Source organism: Mycobacterium persicum, from assembly GCF_002086675.1.
Classification (GTDB): Bacteria; Actinomycetota; Actinomycetes; order Mycobacteriales; family Mycobacteriaceae; genus Mycobacterium; species Mycobacterium persicum.
In genome coordinates this window covers 21,567-31,991 of sequence record NZ_MVIF01000001.1, presented here as the reverse complement: position 1 = coordinate 31,991, position 10,425 = coordinate 21,567, and the positions used below count along the sequence as shown (strand labels likewise).

The following is a 10,425-nucleotide window of genomic DNA, read 5'->3' as shown; positions in this document are numbered from 1 at the left end:
CGGTTACCGCCGCGGCCCCGGACGACCCGGTGAGTGGCGATCCCGCGCGGTGCAATGATCCGACAATGATCCGAGACCTCGACGCCTCAAACGACGCGTCAGCGCTGGTGCCGATGGGTGCGCTTCGCAATGGAAACCCTTTGGCGGCAACGAGTTAACTGATTGCCCCGGCTCTGGCCCCGGCTCCGGCTCTGGCGATCCCCCGGATCGCTCGCAGCCGTCCGTCAGCGAGCGCACGGGTGAGGTTCTCGGCCTTCTGTGCGAAGTCGGCGACGAAGGCGTGCAGCCCAAGCGGGTTGGCGGGCAGTGACAGCAGCAGCTGCATCGTCGCGGTGGCCTGCTCGGTGAGATCGCTCCAGTGCTCGACCGCGAACCCTGCCGACTCGACGACGGCGCGCAACTCGCCGGCAGTGACCAGGTGGCTACGTCCGGGTTGGTCGGCCCAGGGCAGCGGATAATCGAGTTCACCCGGCTCGCCAATAGTGATGTCCCACAGGGCAAGTCGGCCACCGGCGACGGTTACCCGACGCGTTTCCCGGTAGAGGCGGGTCTTGTCGACCACGTTCATCTGGACATGCTGGCTGAAGACAACGTCGAAAGTGGCTTCGGCAAAGGGTAGTTCGGTGACATCTGCCTGCCAGACGCTAATCCGCTCGTCGAGCCCGACAAGTCGATTGAGCCAACGATTGGTTTGGCAGTACTCATCGGTCAGGTCGACAGCGGTCACCCGGCACCGGCACCGATCGGCGACGAAGCGGGCGGTACCGCCGATCCCGCTGCCGGCGTCGAGAACCCGCATGTCGGCGGTAATCCCGATCAGGTCCACCAATTCCGTGGTGGCAAAGCGGCCCATCGTGTGGAAGTCCTCCAGCATGGTCAGGTCCGCGGGCCGCAGGTGCTCGAGATCTTTTCCGGCGGCCAGCAGAGCCTGCCGGATATTGGCCTGAGTCAGGCCAGTCGAATACTGGGTATGGATCTGGCTGTCGGTCATTTCGGCACCCGGGCCCACGCGGTGATCAGCGGAGGCATGGTGACGACGGCGTTGACCGCCAACATCTCGCGGCGGAATCTCGGCACGAATTCGTCGATGTCGGCGAGCTCGTCGATGGCGAAGCCCAGCCGTTGTGCTGTCGGAGACACCAACCGCCATACTTCGGCGGCGTAGGCCAAGATCTCGGTGTCGGCGGCGGTACCGATGGGGGTGCCGAGGGTAAGACGTGGTGCGCCCAGACCGGCGTCCTGAAACACCGTGTGCAGGCTGGTGCCGAAACTCGGCGGCAGCCCGATAGCCTCGAAGGCGCGGGCGATCCGCGTCGTCACGCGCCGAAAGAGCGGCAGCTCCGGAACGCTGCGGGTCCCGGTGATGTCGTTCTCGGAGAAGGCGATTATGCCGCCGGGGCGCACCAATGAGCTGAGGTGTCGCAGCGTGGCGGCCGGGTCGGGCAGGTGCATCAGGATCAACCGGCCGACGACCGCGTCGACTGGTTCGTCCTCGCTGACCGCGTCGATGGCGGCTTGCTTGAATCGCACTGTAGGCAAACCTTGTTCGGCGGCACGGGCGCGGGCGAGCCCGATCATCTCGGGCGCGGCGTCCACGCCGAGAACGGTTCCGGTGGGGCCGACCAGCCGGGCCGCGATGAACGACACGTCACCGGGCCCGCAGCCGACATCGAGTACCCGCATGCCCGGCCGCAGCCCGGCGAGCCGGAGCGCATGCTCGGTGTAGTCGTTGTACAGTCGTCCCTGCAGCAGCAACCGTTGCACCTCGATGTCGTTGTGGCCCAAGACATAGGTGCTACTCATCGTGTTGGTCTCCTGTCTTCCGGGGTTGTGGTGTGTTGAGTCGCAAGCCGTTACGTTCGCGTCAGTGCAGTTGCCGGGGTGGGCGCGGTTGGGTGTGGCGCGCGTGCCGGCAAGAACACCGCGACGACGACGGCGGCGGCCAGCGCGATGCCGGCGCAGACCAGGGATCCGGCCTGCAGGCCGTCGAGGAAGGCGCGGTCGACAGTGCCGCGGACGGCGACGGCATGGTCTGCCGGCAGCCGCCCGATCACGTTGTAGGCGGCCGCGATTGAGTGCCGCATGGCTGCGCGGACGTCGGCGGGCAGCGTCGTCAGCGCCGCGCTGGCGCCGAGCCGGCCCGAATACACGGACGCGAAGACGCTGCCCACGATGGCCACGCCGAGGGTACCGCCGAGTTCGCGGGTGGTGTCGTTGACGGCCGAGCCGACCCCGGCCTTGTCCGCCGAAAGGGAGCCCATGATCGCCTCGGTGGCCGGTGCGGTGGTGAGGCCGAGCCCGCCGCCGAGCAGCAGCATCTGCATCGCGATCTCGCGATACGGCGTGGCGGCATCGGCCGTGGACGCCCAGGCCAGGCCCGCGGCGAACACGCCCAGACCGGCGGCGACGACGGCGGTGGTGCCGACCCGCTCGACCAGCCGCGGCCCCAGGACGCTGGCCAGCGCGATCGACAGCGCCACCGGCAATAGCCGCACCCCGGTCTCGAATGCCCGGTATTCCTTGATGAATTGGAAGTACTGGGTGATGACGAAGATGAACCCGAACAGCGTCAGGAAGCCTGCGGTCACCGCCAGGCTGCCGCGGAGAAACGACGGTCGGCGAATACCGACACGTCCACCATCGGGTGGCCGCTGCGCCGTTCCCACAGCGCGAAGCCAACGAGAACCGTGGTGGCCAAAGCGAATCCGATGGCGGTTCGGGTGCTGGTCCAGCCCCAGGTGGGTGCCTCGATGACGGTGTAGACCAACACCGTGATACCCACCGCGGACAGCAGCAGGCCGGGGACGTCGACCCGGGGTGCCGCCGGGTCGCGCGAGGTCGGGACGAACAGCATTCCGCCGGCGCTGGCGATGATCGCGATGGGGATGTTGACCATGAAGATCGAGCCCCACCAGAAGTGTTCGAGCAGCCAGCCGCCGCTGATCGGCCCGACGGCCACCCCGACGCCCACCATGGCCGCCCACACACCGATCGCCTTGGCCCGGGGGACGGGGTCGGTGAAGATGTTGGTGATCAGGCCCAGGGTGGTCGGGAAGATCACCGCCGCGCCGACACCCATGGCGGCCCGCGCCGCGATCAGCGCGTCCGCCGAATTCACCTGTGCGGCAACGCCGGAGGTGATCGCAAACAGGACGAGGCCGGCGTTGAGCCAGCCGCTCCTGCCGTAGCGGTCGCTGAGGCTGCCGGCCGACAGCAACAGGCCGGACATCACCAGGGTGTAGGCGTCGACGATCCATTGCAGCTGCGCGGTGTCGGCGCTCAGTTCGCGCGACAGCGTGGGCAGGGCGACGTTGACGATCGTGGCGTCGACGCTGATGACGAAGACGCCGAGGCAGATGACGGCGAGCGCCGGAACGGGATGGTTGCGGAAGGCCGGAAGAGTCATGGACAAGATAGTAAAGTTATAAGACAAGATAATCAAGTATATGGTGGAAAAAGATGTCTACTGTCGATAGGCTGGCGCAATGGCGACCCGCAACTACAACCAGAACTGCCCCATCGCGCGCGGGCTCGACATCCTCGGTGAGCGGTGGACCCTGCTGGTCCTGCGTGAGTTGGTCGGCGGTCCCCGCCGCTACGGCGATCTGCGCGCCGCACTGCCCGGCATCGCCACCAACCTGCTTGCCGAGCGGCTCAAACAACTACAGGACTTCGGGCTGGTCGAGCGCACCGACTTACCACCTCCGATCGGGCGCACCGTCTACACCCTCAGCGACGTCGGTTGGCAGCGGGTGCCTCCCGTCCTGGGAAGCATCGCGCGGTTCGGACTGGACCTGCTCGATCCCGTCGACGACGGCCAGGTGTCGCCGTTGAACGGATTTTTGGCCGGGATACTGCTGGGCTTCGACCCGCTGAAGGCCGCGGGTGTGGAGGCGACCTGCCGCGTCGAGGTCGACGGCCGCCGGTTCGAGTTCGCCGTGACACACGGCCGTCTCGGCGGCGCGCGCGGCGAGCCATCGGTCACGATCACCGCCGACGCGGCGGATCTGGTCGCCGCCCGCCTCGGTGCCGGTGAGGCCGACCGCCAGGCGGCGCTGCGCCGAATCCGATTCGACGGCGACCACGACGCGATCGACGCGGTGCGCCAGGCATTTTCGTTGCCGTCCGGCTAGCAACGAGATTGGCGGCATGGTGCCCGGCCGCGCGGCGGGTCGGAGGGCGCGCAGTGCGGCCGGGCACACCGTGCGGCGGGAACCGGGTGGCGGCACCACTAAACTTGCGGCGTGGCGAAACCTGACGATCCCGAAGCAGCTGGACATGTGCCGCCGCGGCCGGTGTTGGTAGTGGACTTCGGTGCGCAATATGCCCAATTGATCGCCCGCCGGATCCGAGAAGCCCGGGTTTTTTCGGAGGTGGTTCCGCACACCACCGCCGTCGAGGAGATCAAGGCCCGTAATCCGCGGGCGCTGGTGCTGTCCGGCGGACCGGCGAGCGTCTACGCCGACGGCGCTCCCAAGCTGGATCCGGCGCTGTTCGAGCTGGGTCTGCCGGTGTTCGGTATCTGCTACGGGTTTCAGGCTATGGCACAGGCGCTCGGCGGGACGGTCGCCCACACCGGCACCAGTGAGTATGGCCGGACTGAACTGAAAGTCCTTGGCGGCAAGTTGCATTCGGACCTGCCACAGGTCCAGCCGGTGTGGATGAGCCACGGTGACGCGGTGACAGCCGCCCCGGAGGGATTCGAGGTGGTGGCCAGTAGCGCGGGGGCGGCGGTGGCTGCCTTCGAGAACCGGGAACGGCGCCTGGCCGGTGTGCAGTACCACCCGGAGGTGCTGCACACTCCGCACGGGCAACAGGTGCTGGGCCGGTTTCTGCACGAGTTCGCCGGGATCGGCGCGGAGTGGACGCCGGCCAACATCGCCAGCGCGCTGATCGAGCAGGTGCGTGTGCAGATCGGCGATGGGCATGCCATCTGCGGTCTGTCCGGGGGAGTGGATTCCGCGGTAGCCGCGGCGCTGGTGCAGCGCGCGATCGGGGACCGACTGACCTGTGTCTTCGTCGACCACGGCTTGTTGCGCGCCGGTGAGCGTGCGCAGGTGGAGCGTGACTTCGTAGCCGCCACCGGGGCCAACCTGGTCACCGTCGACGCGGCGGACACTTTCCTGGCGGCGCTGTCGGGGGTGCACAACCCCGAGGGCAAGCGCAAGATCATCGGCCGGCAGTTCATCCGGGCCTTCGAGGGTGCGGTGCGAGATGTGTTGGACGGGCGTGAGGTTGAGTTCCTGGTGCAGGGCACGTTGTATCCCGACGTGGTGGAATCCGGCGGTGGCAGTGGCACCGCGAACATCAAGAGCCACCACAATGTAGGCGGCCTGCCCGGGGACCTGAAGTTCAAACTCGTTGAGCCGCTGCGGCTGTTGTTCAAAGATGAGGTGCGCGCGGTGGGACGGGAGTTGGGTCTGCCGGAGGAAATCGTTGCGCGCCAGCCGTTTCCGGGACCGGGCCTGGGTATCCGGATTGTCGGTGAGGTCACCGCGGCCAGGCTGGAGACGCTGCGGCGCGCGGACACGATCGCGCGTGAGGAACTGACCGCCGCGGGTTTGGACAACCAGATCTGGCAGTGTCCGGTGGTGCTGCTGGCCGATATCCGTTCGGTCGGTGTGCAGGGCGACAACCGCACCTACGGGCATCCGATTGTGCTGCGCCCGGTATCCAGTGAGGACGCCATGACCGCCGACTGGACCCGGGTGCCCTACGAGGTGCTCGAGCGGATCTCGACCCGCATCACCAACGAGGTGCCCGAGGTCAACCGCGTGGTGCTGGACATCACCAGCAAGCCGCCGGGCACCATCGAGTGGGAGTAGCCGGGAGTCACTTCACATCGGGGTCGGGCACCGAAATTGCCGCCACGGTCGTGGCCCGGACATCGACCGCAGCCATGGCGGCGATCTCGGCGTTACGTCTGGACGAGTTCGCGCCTGCCGTAGTCGATTGTGGCCGCGGCCCAGGACCCGCCGGCCTGCTCGACGAGTTGGCGGGCGATATCGAGATCGCGGTTGGCGGCGACTAGTAGCAAGGTGTGGTCGGCCGTGGTGACAGATCCGCCCAGCAGTCGCTGGCGTGCGGCCGAATCGGCCATCAACGCATCGCCGAAGCGCGCGATGTCAATGTGGGGCACCGCAATGAGGATCGCGTCGGCTTCGGGCGCACCTTGCGGAAGGTATTCGAAGGTCAGCGCCGTTTCCTGGTGGAACTGGCGATTCATCGCCTCCGCGGCGATGTGCAGCGCGGGTTCGTCGACCACGCAGAGATGGAACTGGCGGGCGCGCTCGTAGGCGATCTGCTGCAGCGTAGCCGACCAGAACACGCCGTCGACCAAGGTCGATCCCGTCACCTCGGCGCCGGTCTGGGCGATGGTTATCGCGGCTTGACGCTCGAAGGGCTCCAGGTCGTCGTGCAATTGGCCGGCTGCCTGGGCATCGGGACCGGTGATGACCCAGGTGTTGTCGGTGGCGAACAGCTCCGCCGGTTGACAGGATCCGGCAGCGCTGCTGGCCGGTGCGAAAACGCTGCCCGAACACACCATCAGCCACACCAGCACCGAACGCACACAGCAGCTTCTCACGTTGCTTGACGGCTGTCGCCGGGTGGGTGTTTACTCGACTGTATCGAACATACATTCGAAAATATGAGTTCAAGAGCTGGTAGGAGGGCGAGTCATGACTGCGGCTTTCGCCTCCCGCCCACCGCATGGAAGCCGTGCTGAGCAGCTGGAATCGTTGCGCCGGCAGATCGCCGTGCTGTCCGGAAAAGACCTCGTTCGTTCCGATGACCTGCTGCCGGAATCGGAATCCACGCTGGCCGTCCCGGAGTTGCCGGCACTGCTGCCCCGGGGAGCGGTGGCGATGCTGTCCGGAGCCCGTTCGCTGCTGCTGAGCATGGTGGCCGCGGTGACGGCGGCCGGGGGCAACGCCGCCATCGTCGGCCAACCGGATATCGGGCTGCTGGCCGCGGTGGAGATGGGAGCCGACCTGAGCCGCCTCGCGGTGATACCGGATCCCGGGACCGATCCGGTGGAAGTGGCCGCAGTGCTCCTCGACGGCATGGATCTGGTGGTCCTCGGCCTGGGCGGATGCCGGGTGACGCGGACCCGGGCGCGGGCCGTGGTGGCGCGGGCTCGCAACAAGGGGTGCACGCTGCTGGTCACCGACGGCGACTGGGAAGGGGCGTCAACCCGGTTGGAAGCCCGGGTCTGCGGCTATGAGATCACGGCGGGCAGCCGGGGCACACCCACACCCGGATTCGGGCGGATCAGCCGGGTGCGGCTACAGGTCAGCGGATGCTCGCGGGGGCAGCCGGTCGACCGAGTGCGAATGGGGTGAACCTGGTGGCCTCGTCCCGAGTGCTGGCGATCTGGTGCATGGACTGGCCCGCGGTCGCGGCGGCCGCAGCCGCGGGCCAGCCGGCGACGGCTCCGGTCGCGGTCACTTTGGCCAACCGGGTGATTGCCTGCTCGGCGACGGCGCGTGCGGCCGGAGTACGCCGTGGGCTACGGCGCCGGGAGGCGGCGGCCCGTTGTCCGCAATTGCACATCGCGACCGCCGACGCCGACCGCGACGCTCGTTTCTTCGAAGGGGTGATCGCGGCGGTAGATGATCTGGTGCCCCGCGCCGAGGTGTTGCGGCCCGGGCTCTTGGTGTTGCCGGTGCGTGGCGCGGCGCGGTTTTTCGGGTCCGAGCAGCAGGCGGCCGAGCGGCTGATCGACGCGGTGGCGGTGGCGGGCGCCGAGTGTCAGGTCGGGATCGCCGACGAATTGTCCACCGCGGTTTACGCCGCGCGTGCCGGTCGCGTCGTGGAGCTCGGGCAGGACGCGCGGTTCCTGTCGGCGTTGTCGATCCGCCAGCTTGCCACCGAGCCGAGCCTGTCCGGGCCGGGGCGAGAGGAGTTGACGGATCTGTTGTGGCGGTTGGGGATTCGGACCATTGGTCAGTTCGCCGCATTATCCCGCACCGATATCGCATCCCGGTTCGGAGCCGACGCGGTGGCCGCGCACCGGTTCGCCCGCGGTGAACCCGAACGTCTTCCCTCCGGACGCGAACCGCCGCCGGAACTCGACGCCGTACTGGACTGCGATCCACCGATCGACCGGATCGATGCCGCGGCATTTGCCGGGCGGTCGCTGGCCGGAATGCTGCATCAGGCGCTGATGGCCGCCGGCGTGGGATGTACCCGACTGGCCATTCACGCGGTGACCGCCAACGGCGAAGAGCGCAGCCGGGTGTGGCGCTGCGCCGAACCGCTGACCGAGGATGCCACCGCCGACCGGGTGCGTTGGCAACTGGACGGATGGCTGACCAACCGGACCGCCCGCGACCGGCCCACCGCGCCGGTGACACGGCTGCGGTTGCAGGCGATCGAGGTGGTGTCCGCCGGGGCGCTGCAGTTGCCGCTATGGGGTGGCCTGGGTGAAGAAGACCGGCTGCGGGCACGTCGGGCGCTGGTGCGGGTGCAAGGTCTGCTGGGCCCGGAGGCGGTGCAGGTGCCGGTGCTGTCCGGCGGTCGCGGGCCGGCCGAGCGCATCACGTTGACCCCGCTGGGCGACGAGCCGGTGCCGCAAGCCGACCCGAGTCAGCCGTGGCCGGGCCAACTACCCGAGCCGTCGCCGGCGGTGCTGCTCGACGATCCGGTGGAACTGCTTGACGCCCAAGGTAATCCGGTACGGGTAACCGGCCGGGGGATGTTCTCCGCCGACCCGGCGCGATTGACGTCCCGTGGTCGAGACGATCGGCTGCGTTGGTGGGCCGGACCATGGCCGGTCGACGAGCGGTGGTGGGATGACCGGCCCGAAGCCGGTCAAGGGGGAAGCCGCACCGCCCGCGCCCAGGTGCTGCTGGAGAGTGAGCGCGCGTTGCTGCTGTGCTACCGCCAGCGGCGCTGGTATCTCGAGGGAAGCTATGAGTAAACCTCGACGCGTTGTAATGCCTCGGGCGTCAGGTCCTTGCGGGAGGGATAGCCGTCGACCGCCATGATCAGGTCCGCCTCGGCCAGCAGCGAGCGCAACACGTGCACGATGCCGTCGACACCGCCAAGCGCCAGCCCGTAGGCATAGGGCCGGCCGATCCCCACCGCGGTTGCTCCCATCGCCAGGGCCTTGATGATGTCGGCGCCGCCGCGGATGCCCGAGTCGAACAGCACCGGCAGCCCGTCGGCGGCTGCGAGCACACCAGGCAGACAATCCAGTGCGGGCAGTCCGCCGTTGGCTTGCCGGCCGCCGTGGTTGGAACAGTAAATGCCGTCGACTCCAAGGTCTTTGGCGCGACGCACGTCGTCGGGGTGACAGATGCCCTTGACCATCAGCGGCAAGTCGGTCTGCGACCGCAGCCACTCCAGGTCGTCCCAGCGGAACGGGCCGCCGAAGATCGGTAACTTGCGCACTGCCGCCTCTGTGGCGTCCTCGCCCGGCTGCAAACTGGCGCGAAAAACCGGATCGGAGGTGTAGTTGCTCAGGCAACCGCTGGGCACCTGCGGGTAGTTGCCGGCACTCAGGTCGCGCGGCCGCCAACCGGTGACCCAGGTGTCGAGGGTGACCCCGATGGCCTTGAAGCCGCATGCTTCGGCCCGGCGCACCAGGCTGGTGGCCATCTCGCGGTCCGGTGGCGTATACAGCTGGAAGAATCCGGGCGTGTCGCCGAGTGCGGCGGCGACGTCTTCCATCGGGTCGGCCGTCAGTGTCCCCACAAAGAACGGCACCCCGGTGCGGGCCGAGGCCCGTGCCGCGGCCAGGTCGCCGTGGCCGTCCTGGGCGCACACACCGATGACACCGATGGGGGCCATGAAGACCGGGGACGACAACCTGATGCCGAACAACTCGATGGACAAATCGCGTTCGGTGGGAGCAATCCCCATGCGGGGGAACACACCCCAGCGTTTGAAGGCTTCGACGTTGGCGCGCTGGGTGTGCTCGTCTCCGGCGCCACCGGCGACGTACCCCAGCACTTTCGCCGGCATGGCCGCCGCTGCCTTGGCCTCTAGCTCGGCGAAGTCGATCGGGTACGGCGGCTGGCGGCCGGCCTGTCCCTGTTGATAGAGCTCGTTCTGATATTCGGCGAACCCCATGGCCTTCGGATACCCCGCGAGCTGTTGGCCAAACGACGCCGCCGTGCGGTCGGCAACGGTTCTCGGCGACGGCGTCGCCGCCGCGGGTTCGCTCGGCGACGCCCTGGAGTCGGCTGCACCACACCCGTCACACCTACCCCGGCGCCGAGGCGGGTGTGCAGTTTGCCCACCTCGTCGCGACGACGCCGTTGGGCGCCATGGCTTGTCGCCGTGAGCGGTCGTGGGGCAGCAGCTCCGGTATGGGGAGATGGAAATCGCGTGCTGATGCGGTTGGTTGCGGGGCTGATGGCGCCGAGTGTGTGCTGGTGGCGCCGAGTGTGCCGTCAGGGCGGCCGATCGCGGCGGTTC

General features: G+C 68.2%; 8 protein-coding genes and 1 pseudogene. 4 read left to right on the top strand and 5 right to left on the bottom strand.

Annotation, left to right across the window (positions count from 1 at the left end):
- Positions 1-154: 154 nt before the first annotated feature.
- The 3 genes and pseudogenes from BST40_RS00120 to BST40_RS32800 form a co-directional block, all read right to left on the bottom strand.
- Positions 155-991, bottom strand: a complete 837-nt coding sequence (locus tag BST40_RS00120) for a methyltransferase domain-containing protein (protein ID WP_075547182.1) — start codon at positions 989-991, stop codon at positions 155-157.
- Positions 988-1,803: a class I SAM-dependent methyltransferase gene (locus BST40_RS00115; protein WP_075547132.1), complete on the bottom strand. Its 816-nt coding sequence runs from the start codon at positions 1,801-1,803 to the stop codon at positions 988-990. The genes BST40_RS00120 and BST40_RS00115 overlap by 4 nt, the downstream gene beginning before the upstream one ends.
- A gap of 50 nt (positions 1,804-1,853) precedes the next feature.
- Positions 1,854-3,406: pseudogene (locus BST40_RS32800) on the bottom strand (MFS transporter).
- A gap of 79 nt (positions 3,407-3,485) precedes the next feature.
- Here BST40_RS32800 and BST40_RS00105 point away from each other — a divergent pair.
- Both BST40_RS00105 and guaA read left to right on the top strand, forming a co-directional pair.
- Positions 3,486-4,133 carry a winged helix-turn-helix transcriptional regulator gene (locus BST40_RS00105; RefSeq protein WP_083153070.1) on the top strand — a complete coding sequence of 216 codons (648 nt, stop codon included), beginning with the start codon at positions 3,486-3,488 and terminating at the stop codon, positions 4,131-4,133.
- A 111-nt stretch (positions 4,134-4,244) separates the two neighbouring features.
- Positions 4,245-5,825: a glutamine-hydrolyzing GMP synthase gene (gene guaA / locus BST40_RS00100; RefSeq protein WP_089024953.1), complete on the top strand. Its 1,581-nt coding sequence runs from the start codon at positions 4,245-4,247 to the stop codon at positions 5,823-5,825.
- Positions 5,826-5,917: 92 nt separating this feature from the next.
- Here the strand turns inward: guaA and BST40_RS00095 are convergent, their stop codons facing one another.
- Positions 5,918-6,571 carry a hypothetical protein gene (locus tag BST40_RS00095; RefSeq protein WP_371686876.1) on the bottom strand — a complete coding sequence of 218 codons (654 nt, stop codon included), beginning with the start codon at positions 6,569-6,571 and terminating at the stop codon, positions 5,918-5,920.
- A gap of 109 nt (positions 6,572-6,680) precedes the next feature.
- Between BST40_RS00095 and BST40_RS00090 the strand changes: the two genes are divergently transcribed.
- Both BST40_RS00090 and BST40_RS00085 read left to right on the top strand, forming a co-directional pair.
- Positions 6,681-7,343, top strand: a complete 663-nt coding sequence (locus BST40_RS00090; RefSeq protein WP_075547135.1) for a hypothetical protein — start codon at positions 6,681-6,683, stop codon at positions 7,341-7,343.
- Positions 7,344-7,345: 2 nt separating this feature from the next.
- A complete protein-coding gene (locus BST40_RS00085) occupies positions 7,346-8,923 on the top strand; it encodes a DNA polymerase Y family protein (RefSeq protein WP_162877409.1) in 1,578 nt (525 codons plus the stop codon).
- On the opposite strand, the gene BST40_RS00080 is transcribed toward BST40_RS00085, so the two are convergent.
- A complete protein-coding gene (locus BST40_RS00080; protein ID WP_083153069.1) occupies positions 8,914-10,077 on the bottom strand; it encodes an alpha-hydroxy-acid oxidizing protein in 1,164 nt (387 codons plus the stop codon). The two genes, BST40_RS00085 and BST40_RS00080, sit on opposite strands and share 10 nt — an antisense overlap.
- Positions 10,078-10,425: the final 348 nt, after the last annotated feature.

Bases quoted from the DNA above. Each gene is read 5' to 3' on its own strand.
- BST40_RS00120 (WP_075547182.1), bottom strand. From the start codon at position 991: ATGACCGACAGCCAGATCCATACCCAGTATTCGACTGGCCTGACTCAG.
- BST40_RS00115 (WP_075547132.1), bottom strand. From the start codon at position 1,803: ATGAGTAGCACCTATGTCTTGGGCCACAACGACATCGAGGTGCAACGG.
- BST40_RS00105 (WP_083153070.1), top strand. From the start codon at position 3,486: ATGGCGACCCGCAACTACAACCAGAACTGCCCCATCGCGCGCGGGCTC.
- BST40_RS00090 (WP_075547135.1), top strand. From the start codon at position 6,681: ATGACTGCGGCTTTCGCCTCCCGCCCACCGCATGGAAGCCGTGCTGAG.
- BST40_RS00080 (WP_083153069.1), bottom strand. From the start codon at position 10,077: ATGGGGTTCGCCGAATATCAGAACGAGCTCTATCAACAGGGACAGGCC.